19 protein-coding genes are annotated in these 21,226 nt (G+C 71.1%); 3 read left to right on the forward strand and 16 right to left on the reverse strand.

The window, feature by feature from the left end:
- The 15 genes from secD to pgsA form a co-directional block, all read right to left on the reverse strand.
- Nucleotides 1–1,797: a protein translocase subunit SecD gene (gene secD, locus AC0666_RS22220; protein WP_361719191.1), complete on the reverse strand. Its 1,797-nt coding sequence runs from the start codon at nucleotides 1,795–1,797 to the stop codon at nucleotides 1–3.
- A gap of 154 nt (nucleotides 1,798–1,951) precedes the next feature.
- Nucleotides 1,952–2,425, reverse strand: coding sequence for a preprotein translocase subunit YajC (gene yajC, locus AC0666_RS22225; protein ID WP_468970790.1), 474 nt, complete (start codon nucleotides 2,423–2,425; stop codon nucleotides 1,952–1,954).
- Between the two features lie 162 nt (nucleotides 2,426–2,587).
- A complete protein-coding gene (ruvB, locus tag AC0666_RS22230) occupies nucleotides 2,588–3,655 on the reverse strand; it encodes a Holliday junction branch migration DNA helicase RuvB (RefSeq protein WP_468583710.1) in 1,068 nt (355 codons plus the stop codon).
- A gap of 61 nt (nucleotides 3,656–3,716) precedes the next feature.
- A complete protein-coding gene (gene ruvA, locus AC0666_RS22235) occupies nucleotides 3,717–4,349 on the reverse strand; it encodes a Holliday junction branch migration protein RuvA (RefSeq protein WP_468970787.1) in 633 nt (210 codons plus the stop codon).
- The gene (ruvC, locus tag AC0666_RS22240; protein ID WP_468970785.1) at nucleotides 4,346–4,882 is read right to left on the reverse strand and encodes a crossover junction endodeoxyribonuclease RuvC; all 537 of its coding nucleotides are present in this window, start codon (nucleotides 4,880–4,882) and stop codon (nucleotides 4,346–4,348) included. The genes ruvA and ruvC overlap by 4 nt, the downstream gene beginning before the upstream one ends.
- Nucleotides 4,883–5,009: 127 nt before the next feature.
- Entirely contained in the window at nucleotides 5,010–5,762 is a 753-nt protein-coding gene (locus tag AC0666_RS22245) for a YebC/PmpR family DNA-binding transcriptional regulator (RefSeq protein WP_468583712.1), read from the reverse strand.
- 57 nt (nucleotides 5,763–5,819) lie between these two features.
- Complete coding sequence (pdxT, locus tag AC0666_RS22250; RefSeq protein ID WP_468583713.1) at nucleotides 5,820–6,419, reverse strand: pyridoxal 5'-phosphate synthase glutaminase subunit PdxT; 600 nt, start codon at nucleotides 6,417–6,419, stop codon at nucleotides 5,820–5,822.
- A gap of 5 nt (nucleotides 6,420–6,424) precedes the next feature.
- Nucleotides 6,425–7,345 carry a pyridoxal 5'-phosphate synthase lyase subunit PdxS gene (pdxS, locus tag AC0666_RS22255; protein WP_356848359.1) on the reverse strand — a complete coding sequence of 307 codons (921 nt, stop codon included), beginning with the start codon at nucleotides 7,343–7,345 and terminating at the stop codon, nucleotides 6,425–6,427.
- A 130-nt stretch (nucleotides 7,346–7,475) separates the two neighbouring features.
- A complete protein-coding gene (locus AC0666_RS22260) occupies nucleotides 7,476–8,018 on the reverse strand; it encodes a LemA family protein (RefSeq protein WP_468583714.1) in 543 nt (180 codons plus the stop codon).
- 39 nt (nucleotides 8,019–8,057) lie between these two features.
- Nucleotides 8,058–9,065, reverse strand: a complete 1,008-nt coding sequence (locus tag AC0666_RS22265) for an aminoglycoside phosphotransferase family protein (protein WP_478708166.1) — start codon at nucleotides 9,063–9,065, stop codon at nucleotides 8,058–8,060.
- A gap of 2 nt (nucleotides 9,066–9,067) precedes the next feature.
- Nucleotides 9,068–10,051 carry a phosphotransferase family protein gene (locus tag AC0666_RS22270; protein ID WP_478708195.1) on the reverse strand — a complete coding sequence of 328 codons (984 nt, stop codon included), beginning with the start codon at nucleotides 10,049–10,051 and terminating at the stop codon, nucleotides 9,068–9,070.
- Nucleotides 10,052–10,056: 5 nt separating this feature from the next.
- Complete coding sequence (locus tag AC0666_RS22275) at nucleotides 10,057–12,531, reverse strand: hypothetical protein (RefSeq protein ID WP_478708167.1); 2,475 nt, start codon at nucleotides 12,529–12,531, stop codon at nucleotides 10,057–10,059.
- Nucleotides 12,532–12,697: 166 nt separating this feature from the next.
- A complete protein-coding gene (locus tag AC0666_RS22280) occupies nucleotides 12,698–13,867 on the reverse strand; it encodes a glycosyltransferase family 4 protein (RefSeq protein WP_468970780.1) in 1,170 nt (389 codons plus the stop codon).
- Nucleotides 13,864–14,769, reverse strand: a complete 906-nt coding sequence (locus AC0666_RS22285) for a phosphatidylinositol mannoside acyltransferase (protein ID WP_471231304.1) — start codon at nucleotides 14,767–14,769, stop codon at nucleotides 13,864–13,866. Before AC0666_RS22285 ends, AC0666_RS22280 begins: the two co-directional genes overlap by 4 nt.
- On the reverse strand, nucleotides 14,769–15,515 hold the full coding sequence (gene pgsA, locus AC0666_RS22290; RefSeq protein WP_468583717.1) for a phosphatidylinositol phosphate synthase: 747 nt from the start codon (nucleotides 15,513–15,515) through the stop codon (nucleotides 14,769–14,771). Before pgsA ends, AC0666_RS22285 begins: the two co-directional genes overlap by 1 nt.
- A 217-nt stretch (nucleotides 15,516–15,732) precedes the next feature.
- On the opposite strand from pgsA, the gene AC0666_RS22295 reads away from it, so the two are divergent.
- Both AC0666_RS22295 and AC0666_RS22300 read left to right on the forward strand, forming a co-directional pair.
- Nucleotides 15,733–17,928, forward strand: coding sequence for an elongation factor G-like protein EF-G2 (locus AC0666_RS22295; protein WP_468970776.1), 2,196 nt, complete (start codon nucleotides 15,733–15,735; stop codon nucleotides 17,926–17,928).
- A 191-nt stretch (nucleotides 17,929–18,119) separates the two neighbouring features.
- Nucleotides 18,120–19,784 carry a hypothetical protein gene (locus AC0666_RS22300; RefSeq protein ID WP_468970774.1) on the forward strand — a complete coding sequence of 555 codons (1,665 nt, stop codon included), beginning with the start codon at nucleotides 18,120–18,122 and terminating at the stop codon, nucleotides 19,782–19,784.
- A 127-nt stretch (nucleotides 19,785–19,911) separates the two neighbouring features.
- Here AC0666_RS22300 and AC0666_RS22305 read toward each other — a convergent pair whose 3' ends face one another.
- Complete coding sequence (locus AC0666_RS22305; protein WP_468583722.1) at nucleotides 19,912–20,472, reverse strand: HIT family protein; 561 nt, start codon at nucleotides 20,470–20,472, stop codon at nucleotides 19,912–19,914.
- Between the two features lie 67 nt (nucleotides 20,473–20,539).
- Here AC0666_RS22305 and AC0666_RS22310 point away from each other — a divergent pair, with 67 nt between their 5' ends.
- A complete protein-coding gene (locus tag AC0666_RS22310; RefSeq protein ID WP_478708168.1) occupies nucleotides 20,540–21,220 on the forward strand; it encodes a potassium channel family protein in 681 nt (226 codons plus the stop codon).
- The last annotated feature ends 6 nt before the right edge of the window (nucleotides 21,221–21,226 follow it).

The raw sequence follows: 21,226 nt of genomic DNA on the forward strand, positions 1-21,226 counted from the left end.
TCACGCCTCCTTTACGTCGACGGGAGCGGTGACGGAAGCGGCGCCGGTGGCCGTACCGGAACCGGTACGGCGGGACCGGCGCAGCGGCGGCTTGGCGCCGAGCCGCTTCGGGTCCAGCCCGGACCAGGGGTGACCGCTGGAGAAGAACTTCGTACGGGCAAGCAGCGTCATGACCGGCTTGGTGAAGAGGAACACCACGACCACGTCGAGCAGGGTGGTCAGACCCAGGGTGAAGGCGAAGCCCTGCACCTTGCCCACGGTGACGATGAACAGCACCGCGGCGGCCAGGAACGACACGAAGTCGGAGACCAGGATGGTGCGCCGGGCGCGCGGCCAGGCCCGCTCCACGGCGGGACGCAGGGTGCGGCCCTCGCGGATCTCGTCGCGGATGCGTTCGAAGTAGACGATGAACGAGTCCGCGGTGATGCCGATCGCGACGATCGCACCGCAGACGGCGGGCAGGTTCAGCGCGAAGCCGATGCCCTTTCCGAGCAGCGCCATGATCGTGTAGGTGAGGACCGCGGACACCAGGAGGCTGATGATGGCGATGAACGCCAGGCCCCGGTAGTACACGAGCAGGTAGATCACGACGAGGGCGAGGCCGATGGCGCCGGCGATCAGGCCGGCTTTCAGCTGCTCGCCGCCGAGCGCGGCGGTGACGGTGGTGACGCTGTCCTCCTGGAAGGACAGCGGCAGGGCGCCGTAGGAGAGCATGTTGCCCAGGTCCTGCGCGGACTGCTGGGTGAAGCCGCCGGAGATCTCGGCGTTGCCGCCGGTCAGCGCCTGGCTCACGGAGGGGTCGGAGACGACCTCGCCGTCGAGCACGATGGCGAACTGGTTCTGCGGCATCTGCTTGGTGGCGAGCTCACCGGTGATCTTGGCGAACTTGTCGGCGCCCTTGTCGGTGAACTCCATGGTGACGATCCACTGGCCGCGGCGCGGGTCGATGACGCCCTTGGCGTCCTTGACGTCCGTGCCCGCGACCCCGGCCGGGCCGAGGATCCACTTGCCCCAGGCGTCGCCGCGCTTGCCGCAGGCGAGCGTGGGCTCCTCGGGCTTGGCGCCCTTGCCGGCGGCGGCGCGCTGCGCCTCGTTGGTGCAGTCCAGCGCGGCGAACTTCGCCTGGAGGTCGGCGGCGGCCGCATCGGCACCCGAGGGGGCCGGGGTCGGCGCGGGGGCCTTGGTGTCGTCTGCCTTCTTCGACTCGCTCGCCGAGGGCGAGGGAGTGGGCGCGGCCGGGGCCTTGAGGGCCTCGCTGAGCGCACGGCCCTGGGAAGTGGCGCTGGACGACGGGGTGGCCGGCGCGCTGGGCTTGCTGCCCTCGGCCTTGGGGGCGCCGGAGCCGCTCGCGGAGGGGCTCGGCGTGGCCTCGGGGGCCACGGGGGCGCCGTCGGCGAAGGCCAGGACCGGGCGGAAATAGAGCTGGGCGGTGGTGCCGACCTGCTCGCGGGCCTGCTGCTCGTTCGTCCCCTTGGGGATGTTCACGATGATGTGGTCGCGGCCCTGGGTCTGGACCTCGGCCTCAGTCACGCCGAGACCGTTGACGCGGCGCTCGATGATGCCGACCGCCGTGTTCATGTTGGTCTCGTTGATCGCGTCCGGCTTGCCGGGCTCGCTCTTGGCCTTGAGCGTGATGCTCGTACCGCCGGCGAGGTCGATGCCGAGCCGGGGGGTCGTCTGCTTCGTGAGGAACATCCCCGCGGTGAGCGCCACCATTGCGATCAGGATGACGGCCAGGGCGCGCCCCGGCCTCCCCTGAGCCCCCGTGGGCCGCCGGCCCTTCTTCGGTGCTGCCACCTTGTCGTATCTCCCTGTCCAACCGTCCCGCGCCGGGTCAGCGCGCGGACGGCCACGAAATGTGTGTGGGGACCCCTGCCCCCCGCAGAAGTGTCACTTACGGGGACCGCTACGGCTGCCGGTCAGGCGCCCGCGGTCCCCGGCCGGGCGCGTGCTACTTCGCGCCGGCGTCGCCGTCGGCCTTGCCGTCCTTGGGCTCGTCGTCCTCGGACTCGTCCTTCTTGCCCAGGTCGAGCTTCGGCGTCCCGGTCCCGGCCGCGTCCGCGTCGGCGGACCCGTCCTCGGTCCCGGTCAGCGACGAGGCGTCGTCGGGGACCACCGGCGCGTCGATCGTCGGATCTTCGACGATGCCGTGGACGATGCGGTTGTACTCCGCGTCCTCCAGGACGGCGCCGATGGCGTTCTTGGCGTAGATCGCGTGGACGCCGGGGGCCACCTCAAGGGTGACGGTGTCGTCGCCGATCTCCTTCACCGTGGCGTACATGCCGCCGATGGTGCGGACGCCGGTGCCCGGCGTCATCTGCTCGCGCATCTGCGCGGCCTGCTGCTGCCTCTTCTTCTGGCTGCGGGTCAGCAGGAACATGGCGCCGACACCCAGGAGGATGGGGAGGAGGAATGAGAGATTCACGGACGTAGGTCCTTCGCACGACCGCACATGCGGCGGCCTTTTCTACGGGGGTGGGCATACCGACCGGAAGGGTCGGCATCGGCGGAGTCTAGGCGAGTCCGCACCGATGGAACAACGCCCAGCATGGCACCGCAGTTCCTGAGCGGTCGAACCTCCGCGCCGTCAGGCCCCGAACAGGCCCTGTTGTCCGCTTGATCCACTCCCGCCGTGCTGCGGCGGGACAAGCCCCAGGTGAGCCCATGCGGCGGGGGTCGCGACCCGCCCGCGAGGAGTACGGGCGAGCAGGCCTTCGCGGACGAGGAACGGCTCGGCGACCTCCTCCACGGTCTCACGCTCCTCCCCCACCGCCACGGCGAGGGTCGACAGCCCGACGGGCCCGCCGCCGAAGAGCTTGAGCAGCGCCTCCAGGACGGCCCGGTCCAGCCGGTCCAGCCCGCGCGCATCCACCTCGTACACCTGCAGGGCGGTGGCGGCCACCTCCCGGGTGACCACGCCGTCGGCCCGCACCTGGGCGTAGTCGCGGACGCGGCGCAGCAGGCGGTTGGCGATGCGCGGGGTGCCGCGCGAGCGACCGGCGATCTCGGCGGCGCCCGCGGGGTCGATCTCCACGTCGAGGAGGCGAGCGGAGCGGTGGATGACGCGCTCCAGCTCCTCGGGCGCGTAGAACTCCATGTGCCCGGTGAAGCCGAAGCGGTCGCGCAGCGGAGGGGGCAGCAGCCCGGCCCGGGTCGTCGCCCCGACCAGGGTGAACGGGGGCAGCTCCAGCGGGATCGCGGTCGCGCCGGGGCCCTTGCCGACGATCACGTCGACCCGGAAGTCCTCCATGGCCATGTAGAGCATCTCCTCGGCGGGCCGGGACATGCGGTGGATCTCGTCGAGGAAGAGGACCTCGCCCTCCTGGAGGGAGGAGAGGATGGCGGCGAGGTCCCCGGCGTGCTGGATGGCGGGGCCGGAGGTGATCCGGATGGGCGCGCCCATCTCCGCTGCGATGATCATGGAGAGGGTGGTCTTGCCGAGGCCGGGGGCGCCGGAGAGCAGGACGTGGTCCGCGGTGGCGCCGCGCTGGCGGGCGGCCTTCAGTACGAGGTCCAGCTGCTGGCGGACCTTCTCCTGGCCGACGAACTCGCCGAGGTCCTTGGGGCGCAGGGCCGCCTCGACGGCGGTGTCCTCGCCGTCCGCCGCGGGCGCGACAATGCGCTCGTCCCGGTCGCTCTCGTCGTCCCAGTTCACGGTGTCAGTCTGCCTTCTCGGTTCGTACGGTGATCGGCTTCGGGCCGCGGCGGCGCCCCGGTCAGCGGGCGCGGTTCAGGGTCTGGAGGGCGGCGCGCAGCAGCTGCGGGACCGGGGCGGGACCGCCCGCGGCGATGGCCGCCTCGGCCTGCGGGGTCACCGCCGTGACGGCCTCCTCAGCCTCCCGGGCGGCGTAGCCCAGGCCGATGAGGGCCGCGGAGAGCTGCTCGGTCCAGGGGGCGGGCCCCGTGGCGGCGGCCCGCTGGGCCCCCACCAGGGCACCCGTGCCCAGCGGCGCGCCCAGCTTGTCCTTGAGCTCCAGGAGCAGCTTCTGGGCCCCCTTCTTGCCGATGCCCGGCACCGCCGTCAGGGCCTTCTCGTCCCCCGAGGCGACGGCCACCCGCAGCGCGTCCGGGCTGTGCACCCCGAGCATCGCCTGCGCCAGCCGGGGCCCGACCCCGCTGGCGGTCTGGAGCAGCTCGAAGACCTGGCGCTCGTCGTCGTCGGCGAAGCCGTAGAGCGTCAGCGAGTCCTCCCGCACCACCAGGGAGGTGGCCAGCCGGGCGCTCTCGCCGATCCGCAGGCCCGCGATGGTGTTCGGCGTGCACTGCACGGCCATCCCCACTCCCCCGACCTCGATCACGGCCAGGGTGGGGGCGAGTGCGGCGACCGGGCCGCTGACGAACGCGATCATGAGGGGCGGCCTTTCGAGGCGGAGGCGTGCAGGGCGACCGCCTGCTGGAGGCGGCTTTGGGCGGGAGCCCGCCAGATGTGGCAGATGGCGAGCGCGAGGGCGTCCGCGGCGTCGGCCGGCTTCGGCGGGGCGGCGAGCCGCAGCAGCCGGGTCACCATGGCGCCGACCTGCGCCTTGTCGGCCCGGCCGCTGCCCGTGACGGCGGCCTTGACCTCGCTGGGGGTGTGCAGGGCGACCGGTATCCCGCGCCGGGCGGCACACAGCATGGCAACGGCGCTCGCCTGTGCGGTCCCCATCACCGTACGCACGTTGTGCTGGCTGAACACCCGCTCCACGGCGACGACTTCGGGCCGGTGCGCATCCAGCCACTCCTCGATGCCCCGTTCGATGGCGACGAGCCGGCGACCCAACTCGGCGTCCGCCGGGGTACGGACCACGCCGACGCCGATCATGGTCAGTGGCCGTCCGGCCACCCCCTCGACCACGCCGACACCGCACCGCGTCAGCCCCGGGTCCACGCCGAGTACGCGCACCGTGCCCCCCTCCTCGCGCCGAACACCCCGTTGACGCCGTCAGACTATCCGGCACCACTGACAAGCCGACGGGCCGACGGGGTGTGTCCCCGTCGGCCCGTCGCCACACATGGGTGGAAGGCGCAGCCTAGGCGTCGACCTTCTCCATGACCTCGTCCGAGACGTCGAAGTTGGCGAAGACGTTCTGCACGTCGTCGCTGTCCTCCAGCGCGTCGATCAGCTTGAAGATCTTGCGCGCACCCTCTTCGTCGAGCTCGACCTGCATGGTCGGGACGAAGCTGGAGTCGGCGGAGTCGTAGTCGATGCCGGCCTCCTGGAGCGCGGTACGGACCGCGACCATGTCGGTGGCCTCGCTGATGATCTCGAAGGTGTCGCCGTTGTCGTTGACCTCTTCGGCACCGGCCTCAAGCACCGCGCCGAGCACGTCGTCCTCGGTGAGCTCGCCCTTCGGCAGGATGACGACGCCCTTGCGGTTGAACAGGTACGAGACCGAGCCCGGGTCCGCCATCGAACCGCCGTTGCGGGTCATGGCGACGCGGACGTCGGACGCGGCGCGGTTGCGGTTGTCGGTGAGGCACTCGATGAGGACCGCGACGCCGTTCGGGCCGTAGCCCTCGTACATGATCGTCTCGTAGTCCACGCCGCCGGCTTCGAGGCCGCCGCCGCGCTTGACCGCGGAGTCGATGTTCTTGTTCGGGACCGAGCTCTTCTTGGCCTTCTGGATGGCGTCGTAGAGCGTCGGGTTGCCCTCGGGGTCGGCGCCGCCCATCCGGGCCGCGACCTCGATGTTCTTGATCAGCTTCGCGAAGAGCTTGCCGCGCTTGGCATCGATCACGGCCTTCTTGTGCTTCGTCGTAGCCCATTTAGAGTGGCCGGACATCCGCCTGTCTCCTTCGCGTCACCAACAGTGTTCGTCTCCGATCCTACCGGGACCTGATTACAGCCCCGCGCGCACCATGTCGACGAAGTACGCGTGCACACGGTCGTCGCCGGTGAGTTCGGGGTGGAACGAGGTCGCCAGCACGTTGCCCTGGCGGACGGCGACGGTGTGGCCGTCGTACGTGGCGAGGACCTCGGCGGCGGCGCCGACCGACTCGACCCACGGGGCGCGGATGAAGACGCCCTCGACGGGGCCGCCGTCGATGCCGGCGAAGTCGATCTGTGCCTCGAAGGACTCGTTCTGGCGGCCGAAGGCGTTGCGGCGGACGATCATGTCGATGCCGCCGAGCGTCTCCTGGTCGTCACGGCCGTCGAGCAGCTTGTCGGCGAGCATGATCATGCCCGCGCAGGTGCCGTAGACGGGCATGCCGGCCCGGACGCGCTCGCGCAGCGGCTCCAGCATGCCGAACAGGACGGCGAGCTTCGACATCGTCGTGGACTCGCCACCGGGGATCACCAGGGCGTCGACCTCGGCGAGCTCCTCGGGACGCCGGACCGGCCTGGCCACGGCGTCCGCCGCGGCCAGGGCGATCAGGTGCTCCCGTACGTCGCCCTGCAGGGCCAGGACCCCGATGACGGGGGTGCCGGGAATGCTCATGCTGGCTACCAGCCCCGGTTGGCGTAGCGCTCGGCCTCGGGGAGGGTGTCGCAGTTGATGCCGACCATGGCCTCGCCCAGGTTGCGGGAGGCGTCCGCGATGATCTTCGGGTCGTCGAAGAAGGTGGTGGCCTTCACGATGGCGGCGGCGCGCTTGGCGGGGTCGCCCGACTTGAAGATGCCGGAGCCGACGAAGACGCCCTCGGCGCCGAGCTGGCGCATCAGGGCGGCGTCGGCCGGGGTGGCGACGCCACCGGCGGAGAACAGCACGACCGGGAGCTTGCCGAGCTCGGCGACCTCCTTGACGAGCTCGTACGGGGCGCGCAGCTCCTTGGCGGCGGCGTACAGCTCGTTGTTGTCGAAGCCGCGCAGCTTGGCGATCTCGTTCTTGATCTGGCGCAGGTGGCGGACGGCCTCGACGACGTTGCCGGTGCCGGCCTCGCCCTTGGAGCGGATCATGGCCGCGCCCTCGGCGATGCGGCGCAGGGCCTCGCCCAGGTTGGTGGCGCCACAGACGAAGGGGGTGGTGAACGCCCACTTGTCGGAGTGGTTGACCTCGTCGGCCGGGGTCAGGACCTCGGACTCGTCGATGTAGTCGACGCCGAGGGACTGCAGGACCTGGGCCTCGACGAAGTGGCCGATGCGGGACTTGGCCATGACCGGGATGGAGACGGCGTCGATGATCTCTTCGATCATGTTCGGGTCGGACATGCGGGCCACGCCGCCGTCCTTGCGGATGTCGGCGGGCACCCGCTCCAGGGCCATGACGGCCACGGCGCCGGCGTCCTCGGCGATCTTGGCCTGCTCGGCGTTGACCACGTCCATGATCACGCCGCCCTTGAGCTGCTCGGCCATGCCGCGCTTGACGCGGGAGGTGCCGATCGCCGAGGACTCAGCGGACTGCGGGGTGGAGGGAAGCGTGCTCACGGATTGACCTCACTCGGGCTGGTGTACTCGGTGTACGTACCTGACGTACTTGCCTGAGGAAACCCTCCCCGACCAGTCCACTGCAAGGGCCAATATGGAGCGAGTGGCCCTTTCGGAGGCTCCATGCGGTCTAAGTCGGCCGATCCGCAAGATCCACCGGCGGCTCGTCGTCCATTTCGAAGGCGAGCGGGAAGGGCGCATGCCCGGCCAGCCGGAACCACCGCACCTTGCGGTGCCGGCGCAGGGCCCGCGCCGCCCGTACGGCGTCGTTGTGGAACCGCCGCGCCATGGGCACCCGCCGCACGGCCGCGGCGAGCTCCTCGGCGGCGCCCTCGCCCCCGGGGGCCGCCTTGAGCACCTCGACCTGGCCGGCATCGGCGAACACCGCGCGCAGCGCCTGGCTCAGCTCGCTCTCGGCGACCTCGCGCTGCTCCTCCTCGGCCTGCCGGGCGGCGTGGGCGGCCTCGTACAGCACGAGCGAGGAGGCGGGGTCGAGCACCCCCGAGGTGGCCACCTCCAGCACCACGGAGGCCCGCCGCACGAGCTGCGCGTCAAGAGCGGCCCGGGCCGCGTCCATCCGCGAGTGCAGCCGGTCCAACCGCCCGGCGGTCCAACTGAGGTACACCCCGACCACGCCGAGCGCCAGGGCAATCCACACAAGGGTTTCGATCACGCCGCGCGACTCTACCTCCCCCCGGCTCCCTCAGGCGGTTCAGCCTGCGGCCGCCCAGCGGTCGGCAGCGGATTCGATCTCCCCGACGCCCGGAACGGGCGGTGCACCAGTGCCCCAGTGCGGCCTGGCGGCGGCGAGTTTGCCGGCCAGCTGCCGGGCCAGCGCCCGTCGGTCAGCCGTAGCCTCCGCGGCGGCGATGCGCCTGCCCCAGCGAACGGCGTCGACGACTGCGGACTTCACCGCCTCGTAGGCGAGGTAGTAGTGGAGATCGGCACGCCACTGCCGGCGGCACTGCGGCGGAGCCTGGCGTTCCCAGCCCTCGCGCACCACGCTCTGCTCACCCGGCGTGTACGACATCTTGTGGAGGTGGTCGGCGAGGTCGTAGACGGGGTCGCCCCACAGGGCCAGTTCCCAGTCGAGAAAGGCGACGCGCCCCTGGTCGTCAAGCATCATGTTCTGCCGGTGGATGTCCGCGTGCAGCAGCGCGAAGCTGCGTTGGGCCATCAGGCGGGCCCGGTCCCTGAGCACAGCACACGGATCCTCGGGCACCCCGAGCGACTCGTAGAGCCTGCCGGTCTTCTCGTCGCCTCTGCGCCGGATCTCCCCTACGAGCCCGAGCAGCCGCCCGGCGAAGCCTGCGGTGTCGCCGTCCTGAGGCCAGCCCCCGGGCAGGGCAGGCAGCGCGGAGGCGGGCACACGCAGCAGGCAGCCGAAGAACCCTTCGACCGCGTGCAGCACGGCGTCGGGCAGGGGCTTTCCCTCCGGGACCAGCTGGTCGACCCGTCGGCCGGGAAGAAACTCGTGGATCTGGAAGTCGGGATCCACACCCGCGTGGAGGAGACGCGGGGCGGAAGGGACGTAGGGGCCGACCGCGTCGAGTACGGCGGCCTCGGGCCACAGGGTGAGATCCATCGCCTCGGACTCCCGGACCCGGATACGGACCATGACGGGGCCGGCATCCGTCTCGACGCGGACGTTCCGGTTGTAGTGCCCCGCGAGGGCCGTGCCTCCCAGCCGAGCCTTTTCGTACAGGGCGACAGCGTCCACGGCTATCCCTTCCACCAGGGTACAAGCGACTCGGCGACCCTCTGCGCGGTCAGATCGGGAGGCGATCCCCACACCTGGCGGGCAACGTTCACCTTCTTGGTCAAACGCCCGATGAGGAAGTCCCGCTCGGGTTGGGCAGCGCCCGCCAGCTGCTTCGAATAGCGGACGGTGTCCACGATCGCCGACTTGATCCTCTCGTGCGCCATGTACAGGCGAAGGTCGTCGACAGGCCCCGCGGTGAACTGCGCGGGCAGCCTCGCCCGCCACGCACGCAGGACGTCCGCCTGCTGGTCGGCCGGGTAGTCCATCTTGTGGAAGTGGATGCCCAGCTCGTACACCGGATCCCCCCACAAGGCGAGCTCCCAGTCGAGGAACCACGTTTCGCCCTCGGTCACGATCATGTTCTTGCGGTGGAGATCGGCATGGAGCACGGCGAATGGCCGAGGCGCCAGCGTCTTCCACAGCGGCTCGACCACGGCCAGGGGATCTTCGGGGATTCCCAACTCCGCGAAGACATCGCGGTACTCCGCGAGATGGGTGGAGTGGACCTGCCGGGTGAGGGCGGCCAGAAGGCGGCCGAAGTCGCCGCTGTCACCCGATTCCGGCCAGCGCTCCGGCAGCTGCGGGGCCTCCTCTCGCGGAATCCGCACCAGCTGGTCCATGAGGGTGACCACATCGGCCAACACGTTGGCCGGAACGGAGCTGCCTCGGGGGGAGAAGCTGTCGAGCACCCTGCCCTCGATGAAGTGGTGAACCTGGAAACGGGGATCGTCCGAGACGTGACGGAGTTCGGGTACCCGTCCGACGTACGGGCGGATGCAGGCAAGCACGTCCTCTTCCCGCCATAGCCGCAGGTCCATGCTGTCAGCCGCTTCCAGGGGAATGCGGACGTTGAACTTTCCGGCAGGCGTCCGCACACCGACATTTCGGTTGTAGTACCCGGCCGCCGCCTGGTCGGCATCGCGGGCCCGACCGTAGAGCTCCATCCACGTCACGAGGCCACCTCGATCAACATCGACAGTACGTCCTCCGTACGCTGGTCCAGCCCTTCTGCGCCACCCAGCGGGCGTAACGAGGGGCGGGCGCGCTCGGCCAGCGCGGCCAGCTGCGGGTCGTCCCAGCCGATCCGTGCGGCCGCCCGCTCAATGGCCAGGATCAGCGAAGGATAGACCTGGCAGATCTCCAACTCCCGTGCCGCGTGCCGCAGCAGCGCCCGTGTCGCCTCCAGCTCACCACGCCGCAGGAGCAGGAAGGCCCGGAACATGTCGGCACGGGCGCGGCCGGACCGGTAGCCGGCTCGGTCGAGTGCGGTATTGGCGTTGCCGAAGGACAGGTCCGCCCTGTCCAGCTGTCCCAATCGGGTCTGAGCGATGCCCATGGCGGTGTACGCCTTCCCGATTTCATGTTGCGCCCCGAGATCCCGCTGGACTTCGAGGGCAGAACCGGCCTCGGCGACGGCCGCCTCCGGGTCGGTGAACGCCCAGAGCTCGGCCCTGTTGGTGCGGATGTTGGCGAGCCCGATGACGGATCCCGCGGCGCGGTACTCGTCCTCCGCCTGCCCCAGCAGTTCTTCGGCGCGTTCGAAGTCCATCAAGAACCGGTGGCCGAGATGCATCAGGCGTTTGAGATCGCCCCGGACGGCGCGCTCTCCGGGCGAGCAGATCCGATGGACCTCCTCCGCCAGGGCGAAGGCACTTTCGAAGTCGCCCTGCCACATCCGGATGTCCGCGACACACAGGCCGGCGGCTGTTCTGGCCTCGCCGTCGTGCCCGTCCCAGACCCGCTCGAAGATGCGTGCCGCCAGGCCGGTTTCGCCGGCGATACGCCGTGCGTTCGCCCCCGCCAGCGCCAGCCGGGCGGAGACGACCGAACGGATCGGTACGTCGAGGACGGGTGTCAGGGTGATGGCCGCCCCGGCATCGCCCAGCTCTAGCTTCGATTCGGCTTCGAGGCAGTCGGCCGCATCCCGGACACCATCGAGGTCCGGGGCGGTCGTGCGTGCCCCGCCCCGCGAGGCCAGGAACTCCCTGAGGTCCTTGACCATGCCGTCGACTGCCTGCCGGCCGCTCAGGGCCATGGCCCGGTCGGCGTGCTTCAGTATCCGCTCGGGGGACAGGTTCTGGGCGTGGAGTCCGTGGTAGGCGGCCTCCCGTAGAGGGGACGACCGGGCCACGCCGGCGCTCTGAGCCCCGGTCTCCATCCGGTCCGCGAGGTCCTCCCAGTACCCCCTCAGGACGGCGTGGACCGTGCGCTTCACGGCAGGCGACAAGCGGTGTTGCAGCGCCGAAACCATGAGCTGGTGCAACCGGTACCAGCCCTGGTCCAGCGGGTACGCGAAGGAGTAGGCGGTCAGCGACTCCCACGCCAGCAGGTTCGCGGGCAGGTCGAACTGCCGCCCGATGACCCGGAACACCTCAAGATCGAAGGTGCGCGCGATGCTGAGCAGTTCGAGGATCCTGATCTCGTCAGGCGCCACGTGTTGGAGAAACCGCTGGAGGATTTCCTCCGACGTCCCCGCGTCTTCGATCCGGGCGGGGTTCTGCAGGTGGGTGTCCACGGCGAGATGCAGGTAGAACGGAACTCCCGCACTCGCCTCGGCGATGGTCCGCTGCTGCGGAATCCCACTGATCCCGGCCTGCGCGAGGAGTTCGAGCCTGGCTTCCATCGGGAGGCCGCCGACGCGGGCGGTTCGGATCACAATCGCCCACTCCTTGTCGTACGCCGCCCACGGGAGGGCTTCCCGACTGGCCAGCACGGTCAGGCCGCCGTGTAACTGCCCGAGAAGGTCCCGTATCCACGCATCGGAGGCGAAGCTGCGACCGCCGGCCAACGGAGTTGGCACCATGGCCTCGTAGGCATCCACGTAAAGAACGTACGGCTTGTCCTCCGCCGACTGGCGCATCTCCTCGGCGAATAGGTAGATCACCGCATCACCGAGCTCGGCGTTGGAGAGGTTGTCCAGCTCCTGAAGCGTGGGGTCCGCCTCGATCCGCTGCCGACGCTGGCGGTTGGCCATGGCGCGCCCCGTGAGCCGTACCAGGCCTGCTGCGGTCCCGAAGACCGGCAAGCCCATTGCATCGTCCAAGATCTTGGAGAGTACTTCGCTCTCCTCCGCGAAAGGCGTGTTCTTCCGGCTCATCTGCAGCTGCGGGTGCACGCGCTGCCACAGGACCGCATAAGCGATGTCAAAACGGTCGAACCGCACGCCCTGCGCCCCGAATTCCATGCGCAGCACCGCCAGTGCATCCTCGGGCTGCCGGAGCGTGGGCAGCTGGAGGTCCAGCCGAGCGGTGCGGACACCCTCGGGAGTGCGGTTGCGCAGCTCTTGGAGCAAGCGCGACTTCCCGATGCCGCCGACGCCGACGACATTGAGGATCCTCGGGCGCTCCAAGACGCCCGCGAGTTCCCGGTCATAGGCGTTCAGCAGGCCCTCGCGGTTGAAGAACTGCCGCTGTAAGGCCGACACGCGTCGATAACGCGGCCTGATGGACATGACGACTCCCCCCGACACCCAGCGCGGTACGCGAAGGCGAGATTACCCATACCACCGAGTCCACCACGCCCCGATTGGCGATCCGAAACCACGCACGCGACGGGCAGTTCGGCGAAGGAGCCTGGACCCCGGGCCGCGGTCAGGGGGACGGGTCGCGGGTGAGGCCGAGGCGGGTGCGGAGGGGGGCGCGTTCGTCCGCGGCCACCGCCGTCGCGCCGTCCGTCACCGTTTCGTAGACCGCCAGGATGTCCGCGCCGACCGTCGACCAGTCGAAGCGCCGTACGTGGGCCGAGCCGCGGGTGCTGAGTTCCGCGCGGCGGGCCGGGTCGCGGAGGAGGGAGACCGCCGCCGCGGCCAGGGCGTCGGAGTCCTCGTTCGTGAACAGCTCCCCCGCCGCGCCCTGGTCGAGGACCTGCGCGAACGCGTCCAGGTCGGAGGCCAGGACCGCCGCTCCGGCCGAGAGGGCCTCGACCAGGATGATGCCGAAGCTCTCGCCGCCGGTGTTCGGCGCCACGTACACGTCGACGCTGCGCAGCAGGCGTGCCTTGTCCTCGTCCGAGACCATCCCGAGGAACTCGACGCGGGAGCGGAGGGCCGGCGGCAGGGAGGACACCGCCTCCTCCTCGTCGCCGCGGCCCGCCACGAGCAGGCGTACGTCCGGGCAGGCCTCGACGATCCGCGGGAAGGCGGCCATCAGCACGGGGAGCCCCTTGCGGGGTTCGTCGATGCGGCCGATGAAGCCCAGGGTCATGCCGGCCCACTCCGCCTTCGGCTCGGCCGAGGCGAAGAAGTCCACGTCCACGCCGTTGGGGATGACCACCGCGTCCCCGCCCAGGTGCTCGACCAGCGTGCGCCGGGCGTACTCGCTCACCGCGATCCGGGCGCTGATCTTCTCCAGGGCCGGCTGGAGGATCGGATAGGCCGCGATCATGGCCCGCGAGCGCGGGTTGGAGGTGTGGAAGGTGGCCACGATCGGCCCCTGGGCCGCCCAGCAGGTCAGCAGTCCCAGCGAGGGCGAGGTCGGCTCGTGGATGTGGATCACGTCGAAGACCCCGTCGTGCAGCCAGCGCCGGACGCGGGCAGCCGACAGGAAGCCGAAGTTCAGCCGGGCCACCGACCCGTTGTACGGCACGGGCACCGCCCGCCCCGCCGAGACCACGTACGGCGGCAGCGGCGTCTCGTCGTCGGCCGGGGCCAGCACGGACACCTCGTGGCCGAGCCGGATCAGGTGTTCGGCCAGGTCCCGGATGTGGAACTGGACCCCTCCGGGCACGTCCCACGCGTACGGGCAGACAATGCCGATCTTCACGCGGAGCGCTCCTCCAGGTCGTCCAGCCACAGCCGCTGGAGCATGTGCCAGTCCTCCGGGTGCTCGGCGATCCCCTTCGCGAAGACGTCCGCCAGCGCCTGGGTCATGGCGGACGTCTTCTCGGTCCGCGTCCCGGCCTTCGGCACCTCCACCTCGGGGTGGATGCGCCCGTACAGCTTCGGCGTGTCCCCGTAGTGCAGGGTGACGGGCAGCAGCACGGCGCCCGTCTGCTGGGCCAGCAGCGCCGGCCCGGCCGGCATGCGGGCCGCCGCGCCGAAGAAGTCCACCTCGACCCCGGAGGCCGACAGATCGCGGTCGGCGACCAGGCAGATCATGCCGCCGGAGCGCAGCCGCCGGGCGAGGGTCCCGAAGGTGGCTCCGCCGTTGTGGGGCAGCACCTCCATGCCGAGGCCCTCGCGGTAGGCCACGAAGCGGTCGAACAGCGACTCGGGCTTGAGGCGCTCCGCCACGGTGGTGAACCCGACCCCGACGTGCCCGGTGACCCAGGCTCCCGCCAGGTCCCAGTTGGCCAGGTGCGGCAGTGCGGCGACCACGCCGCGCCCCGAGGCGAGGGCCTCGCGCAGCAGGTGCTCGTCCTTGATCTCGACGTCCGTGGCGAAGCGCTGCGGGTCCATGGCCGGCAGCCGGAAGGATTCCATCCAGTAGCGCATGTACGAGCGCATGCCGGCCCGCGACAGCTCCCGCAGCCGTTCCGGGCCCGCCTGGGGCACCACCCGGGCCAGGTTCGACTCCAGGCGCAGGACGCTCTTGCCGCGCCGCTTCCACGCGTAGTCGGCGATCCGCCGGCCGAGGGCCACCGCGGCCGGTTCGGGCAGCTTCTTCACCCCGGCCCAGCCGAGCCCGTACAGCCCGTCGACCAGCTTGTCCTGCATCCGGCCCATCAGGCCGCGCCCGCTTCGGAGGCCGACGCCGCGGCATCCGCCTCCGCCGCCTCACGGCGTACGGTGACCACCCGCTGGATCAGGGTGACCAGCGAGCCGCCCGCCACGATCCACAGCGCGATAGGCAGCAGCACCCCGATCCACGAGGGCACCCCGAAGGTCTGCAGACCCGAGAGACCGGCCGCGACCAGCGAGATCACCAGCCGCTCGGCGCGCTCGACCAGCCCGTTGACGGCCACCGGCAGCCCGATCGACTCGCCGCGGGCCTTGGTGTACGAGACCACCTGGCCGCTGGCGAGGCAGAAGATCGACACCGCGCACAGCACGTTGTCGTGCCCGGAGCCCGCGTACCACAGCGCGAGTCCGCCGAAGATCGCCGCGTCGGCCACCCGGTCGAGGGTGGAGTCGAGGAAGGCGCCCCAGCGGCTGGAGGTGCCGGCCTGGCGCGCCATGTTCCCGTCCACCAGGTCGGAGAACACGAAGAGGGTGATGGTGATCGTGCCCCAGAAGAACTCCCCCCGCGGGAAGAAGACCAGCGCTCCCGCCACCACTCCGGCGGTGCCGATGAGGGTGACGGCGTCCGGGCTCACCCCCCGCCGGAGCAGAAATGCGGCGAATGGCGTGAGAACACGCGTGAAGAATGCACGCGCGTACTTGTTCAGCATGGCCTTCCCGGAGGGTCGCTGGGCCGGACGGCCCCATCGGCCACCGGCTGGCCCATCGTAGCCAGCGCCCCGGTCCGCCATGCCGCGCACCCACGGTTCGCGCCGGACAAACGCCGGACCGCCGCCGGAGAGGCGGCGGACAGGCGCTCCACGGCCGGCAGGGGGGCCTGCGCCGGACCCGCCGGGCCGCGCCTTCTCCCGCCGCGGGGTACTACGTATGGACGCACTGTGACGGCAGTGCAAAGCTCGAAGGACCCCGATCAACCTCCTCACCGCCACACCGGGAGGCACGAGCACCATGGGAGCCACATCACACCAATCCGGAGCCGCCGGCAGGGCACTGGCGGCCGACCGCCCCTCTTCCGTACGGAACGTCGTGCTGGTCGGCCACACCGGATCCGGGAAGACCACGCTGGTCGAGGCCCTGGCCCTGACCGCCGGAGCCATCAACCGGGCCGGCCGGGTCGAGGACGGTGCCACCGTCTCGGACCACGACGAGATCGAACACCGGCAGCAGCGTTCCGTACAGCTGTCCCTCGTCCCCGTCGAATGGGCCGGAATCAAGATCAACATCTTGGACACCCCCGGATACGCGGACTTCGTCGGAGAGCTCAGGGCCGGTCTGCGCGCCGCGGACGCGGCCCTTTTCGTCGTCTCCTCCTCGGACGGCATCGACGGCGCCACCCGCATGCTCTGGGACGAGTGCGAGGCCGTCGGCATGCCCCGGGCCATCGTCGTCACCCATTTGGAGGCAGCCCGGGCCGACTACGAGCAGATGACCTCGGTCTGCGGCGAGATCTTCGGCGCCGAGGACCCCGACGCCGTCATCCCGCTCTACCTCCCCCTCTACGGGCCCCCCGGCCCCGACGGGCACGCCCCCGTCACCGGCCTCGTCGGCCTGCTCTCGCAGCGCGTGTACGCGTACGACTCCGGGGAGCGGGTGGAGCGCGACCCGGACCCCGAGGAGCTCGCCCGGATCACCGAGGCCCGCGCCCGCCTGATCGAGGGGATCATCGCCGAGAGCGAGGACGAGAGCCTCATGGACCGCTACCTCGGCGGCGAGGAGATCGACGTCAAGACCCTCGTCGACGACCTGGAGCGCGCCGTGGCCCGGGGGACCTTCCACCCCGTCCTGATGGCCGCCCCAGCCGCTGAGGGCGCCCGCCAGGGGCTCGGCACCGTCGAGCTGCTGGAACTGATCACCGGTGGCTTCCCGACCCCCGCGGAGCGGGCCCCCGTCGCCGTCACCACCCCGGACGGCGCCGAGCGCCCCGCCGTGACCTGCGATCCCGAGGGCCCCCTGGTCGCCGAGGTCGTCAAGACCGCCTCCGACCCGTACGTGGGCCGCATCTCCCTCGTCCGCGTCTTCTCCGGCACCCTGCGGCCCGAGCAGACCGTGCACGTCAGCGGCCACGGGCTGGCGGACCGCGGACACGAGGACCACGACGTCGACGAACGGATCGGCACCCTCACCTCCCCCTTCGGCAAACAGCAGCGCACCCTGACCCATGCCATCGCCGGCGACCTCGCCTGCGTGGCCAAACTCGGGCGCGCCGAGACCGGCGACACCCTTTCGGCCAAGGACCGGCCTCTGCTGATGCAGCCCTGGCAGATGCCCGACCCGCTGCTGCCCCTCGCCATCGAGGCCCACAGCAAGGCCGACGAGGACAAGCTCTCCCAGGGCCTGGCCCGGCTCGTCGCCGAGGACCCCACGATGCGGCTGGAGCAGAACCCGGACACCCACCAGGTCGTCCTGTGGTGCCTGGGCGAGGCCCACCAGGACGTGGCCCTGGAACGGCTGCGCACCCGCTACGGCGTCCAGGTCGACCCCGTCCCGCACAAGGTGAGCCTGCGCGAGACCTTCGGCGCCAAGGCCGCCGGACGCGGCCGGCACGTCAAACAGTCCGGCGGACACGGCCAGTTCGCCATCTGCGAGATCGAGGTCGAGCCGCTCCCGCCCGGCAGCGGCATCGAATTCGTCGACAAGGTCGTCGGCGGCGCCGTGCCCCGCCAGTTCATCCCGTCCGTCGAGAAGGGCGTACGGGCCCAGGCCGCCCGCGGGGTCGCGGCCGGCTACCCGCTGGTCGACGTGCGCGTCACCCTCGTCGACGGGAAGGCGCACTCGGTGGACTCCTCCGACGCCGCCTTCCAGACCGCCGGCGCCCTCGCCCTGCGCGAGGCCGCCGCCGAGGCCCGCATCCACCTCCTCGAACCGGTCGCCGAACTGGCCGTCCTCGTCCCCGACGAGTACGTCGGCCCCGTCATGAGCGACCTCGCGGGCCGCCGCGGCCGGGTCGTCGGCACCGAACAGGCGGGCGCCGGCCGTACACAGGTCCGTGCCGAGATCCCCGAGATCGAGATCGGCCGCTACGCCGTCGAGTTGCGCTCCGTCTCGCACGGCACGGGCCGGTTCAAGCGGGCGTACGCCCGCCACGAGCCCATGCCGCCGCAGATCGCCGACAAGGTGCGCGAACAGGCGGAGAAGGGAACCTGACTGACAGGGCATCGGATCGGCCGCCCACCCGACCGCGTGCGGTGGGCGGCATTTCCCTGTCCCGTCACCACGGGGCGCCGTCCGCCGATAGGCTCATCAGCGGGGTAAGGCGATAAAGCGGTAAAGAGCACGGCACAAGAGCACACGAGCGCAAGAACAGTAGAGCGCAACGCTCGGCGATGGGGGCAGCGGTGGCGGACGACGGATTCGACTTCAGTCCCGGGGCACAGATTCCGCTCCAGGGCGGCGGCGGCCAGACCGCGGCGACCAACGCCCTCGCCTCGGCCGCGTACCGGGACGGCGGCAAGGACAGCCAGCTGTCCTCCCTCCTCAAGGCCAACAACGAGTACCACGAGTCCACGGTCAAGCCCCCGAAGATCTCCCTCTTCGAGCCCAACCTGGGCGAGGCCTTCTGCCGTGCCGTCGAGGCCCGCACCCTCGCCCCCGGCCGCAAACCGCTCATCCAGTCCTTCGGCGCCGACCCGCAGACCGTCGTGGAGCACTGCCTCGCCGCCACCCGCCTGCGCAAGGAACGCGACCGCAAGCTGCGCCTGATCGTGCTGGTCTGCGGCGTGCTCTTCCTGCCGGGACTGCTGCTGTGGCTGGGCCTGTTCCAGCTCCGCAAGTCCCTGTCCGCCAAGGACGGCAAGCGTTCCTGGGTGGGCACCTCCCTGCTCGTGGGCGTCGGCGTCCTCGCGGCGGTCCTGATGTTCCGGCTGCCGTTCACCGGCTTCCTCGGCATCTACCTGCGCGGCATGATCATCGCGCCGGCCTTCGGGTGGTTCCTCGCCCGCCGCCTGTGCGAGCGCACCGCGGCCGACATGCGCTCACGCTGGGACGGACTGCTGTCCGGCGGCGGCATCGGCGCCAAGATCCCCGAGGCGGTGCCCGGCAACCCCGACGAGAAGGCCCGCGAGGACCTGCGCCACTCCCTGGCCAAGCTCACCGCCGAGGACCGCAGCAATTCCGTCTTCTACGCCGGCCCCAAGGGCATCCTCGGCATGGGCACCCGCTGGGGCAGCTGGCAGCTCGCCGAGGAGCTGGTCCCCCGGACCGAGGGCGCGGAGATCCACCCCTTCCGCAGCTGGGACGTCATACGGGCCGTCGACAGCGAGCTGCGCAAGCTGGAGCGCGGCCCCCTGCACACCGGCGGACTGCCGCCGGCCTCGATACAGCACTGGATCGTCACGCCGGTCGGCGAGGGCGCCAAGGAGGTGGCCCGCCCCACCGGTGAGGACGTCGACACCTTCCTGGTGAAGCCGCACGAGATCACCCGCATCTGCAACGAGCAGCAGTTCAGCGGCGGCAACCGGCACTACCTCGGCATCCAGTACCCGCTGTGGGACGGCCAGCTCGTCATCACGATGCTGGTGACGGTCACCGTGCTCTACAAGACCCTGCGGGTGGAGGTGACCGGGCACGCGCTCGGCCCCGTGCACGGCCTGTTCACCACCAAGTCGGAGGCGCCGAAGGTCGAGGTGCCGAAGTCGTTCCGGTTCTGGGAGACCGTCGAGCGCCCGCTGCCGCTGGTGGACGCGCAGGAGGTGGTCCGCCTCGCCGTCCGGGCCCCGCTGACCTGGTACCCGCCGATCCTGGACTTCCTCGGCGGCAAGCTGATCCTCCCGGAGCCCTTCGGGCTGCGGCACGCCTGGGCCGGCCAGCCGTGGCGGCACCGCTTCATGGCCGACGACGCGCTGCGCGCCGCGACCCCGGTCCTGCGGGCGGTGCACACCGCCGCGATGCGGGTCCTGGAGGAGAACGGCGTGGACACCGAGCGCTTCTCCAACCGCTCGATGATCGTCAGCGGACTCGTCCAGGACGCCGCACCCCGCAAGGCGGACGTCTACGACGCGTAGGACTGGTCTACGACGCGCAGGACTGGTCTACGACGCGCAGGGCTGGTCGGCGACGCGCAGGCCTGGTCGGCAGGCGCCCGGCCTGGTCGGCGACGCGCAGGGCAGGTCGCCGACACGCAGGGCAGGGTCAGTCCTGGGGCCAGGCCTCCGCGAGCATCTGCCGGGTGTCCGCGAGGAGTTGCGGCAGCACCTTGGTGTGGCCGACGACCGGCATGAAGTTCGTGTCCCCGCCCCAGCGGGGCACGATGTGCTGGTGCAGGTGCGCGGCGATGCCGGCTCCGGCGGCCGCTCCCTGGTTCATGCCGATGTTGAACCCGTGCGCACCGGACGCCTTGCGCAGCGCGACCATCGCCCGCTTGGTGAGATCGGCGAGCTCGGCGGTCTCGGCGGCGTCCAGGTCCGTGTAGTCGGCGACGTGCCGGTACGGGACGACCATGAGGTGGCCGCCGTTGTACGGGTACAGGTTCAGCACGGCGTACACGTGCCGGCCCCGCGCCACGATCAGGCCGTCCTGATCGGACATCTCCGGAATTCCGCAGAAGGGACAGCCGTCCCCGGCCTCCGGGCCGCTCGGCTTGTTCTCCCCCTGGATGTACGCCATCCGGTGGGGCGTCCACAGACGCTGGAACGCGTCCTGCGTGCCCACACCGACCTGCTGCTCCGGCTCAGTCGTCATGGGATGCAGCATATGACCTTGCCCCGGCCGGGCGTGTCGCCGGGGCAAGGACCGGCTCCGCGGGCGCGATGCCGGGCCCGTGGACGACACCGCCGAGACCCGGGACCGCGCGTGGGAGCGCTGCAGCGAGCTGCCCCTGCTCTGCGCCTCCCTGGTCTTCCTCGCGGCGTACGCGGTCCGCGTGCTCGCTCCCGACCCGGCCCGGGGCTGGCGGGAGACCGCCCTCCTCCTGGTCCTGGTGACGTGGCTGTGCTTCCCGTGCGACTACGCGGTGCGCATGGTCCTGAGCCCGCTGCCACCGCTGCGCTTCGTCCGCCGCCATGGGCTGGACACCCTCGTCCAGGTCCTGCCGCTGCTGCGCCCGCTGCGCGTGGTCAGACTGCACGACGCGGTCCAGGCGCGGATGGACCGCCCGCGCCGCGGCCTGTACGCCCGGGTGATCACGTACGCCGGGCTCTCGGCCCTGCTGATCGGCTTCGCGGGGGCGCTCGGCGTCTACCACCACGAGCGACGGGCCCCGGGGGGATCGATCGGCACCTTCGGGGACGCGGTGTGGTGGGTGTGCGAGACGCTGACGACCGTGGGCTACGGCAACGTGGCCCCGGTGGGCCGGTTGATCGCGAGCGGTCTGATGCCGTGCGGGCCGGCCCTGCTGGGCGCGGTGACGGGCTCGTTCTCCTCGTGGCTGCTCCACGTCTTCCGCCGGGAGGACGAGGAGGGGCCCCCGGGAAGCGGTGGCTTCCCGGGGGCCCCTTCATGAGTGCCG

This window comes from Streptomyces sp. NPDC043680 (genome assembly GCF_056436685.1).

Excerpts from the sequence above, each read along its gene's own strand:
- ruvA (WP_468970787.1), bottom strand. The coding sequence starts at position 4,349 with ATGATCGCGTTCGTCAGCGGCCCGGTCGCCGCACTCGCCCCCACCCTG.
- AC0666_RS22245 (WP_468583712.1), bottom strand. The coding sequence starts at position 5,762 with ATGTCCGGCCACTCTAAATGGGCTACGACGAAGCACAAGAAGGCCGTG.
- pdxT (WP_468583713.1), bottom strand. The coding sequence starts at position 6,419 with ATGAGCATTCCCGGCACCCCCGTCATCGGGGTCCTGGCCCTGCAGGGC.
- AC0666_RS22270 (WP_478708195.1), bottom strand. The coding sequence starts at position 10,051 with ATGGAGCTCTACGGTCGGGCCCGCGATGCCGACCAGGCGGCGGCCGGG.
- AC0666_RS22285 (WP_471231304.1), bottom strand. The coding sequence starts at position 14,769 with ATGGGCCGGATGCAGGACAAGCTGGTCGACGGGCTGTACGGGCTCGGC.
- pgsA (WP_468583717.1), bottom strand. The coding sequence starts at position 15,515 with ATGGCGGACCGGGGCGCTGGCTACGATGGGCCAGCCGGTGGCCGATGG.
- AC0666_RS22295 (WP_468970776.1), top strand. The coding sequence starts at position 15,733 with ATGGGAGCCACATCACACCAATCCGGAGCCGCCGGCAGGGCACTGGCG.
- AC0666_RS22305 (WP_468583722.1), bottom strand. The coding sequence starts at position 20,472 with ATGCTGCATCCCATGACGACTGAGCCGGAGCAGCAGGTCGGTGTGGGC.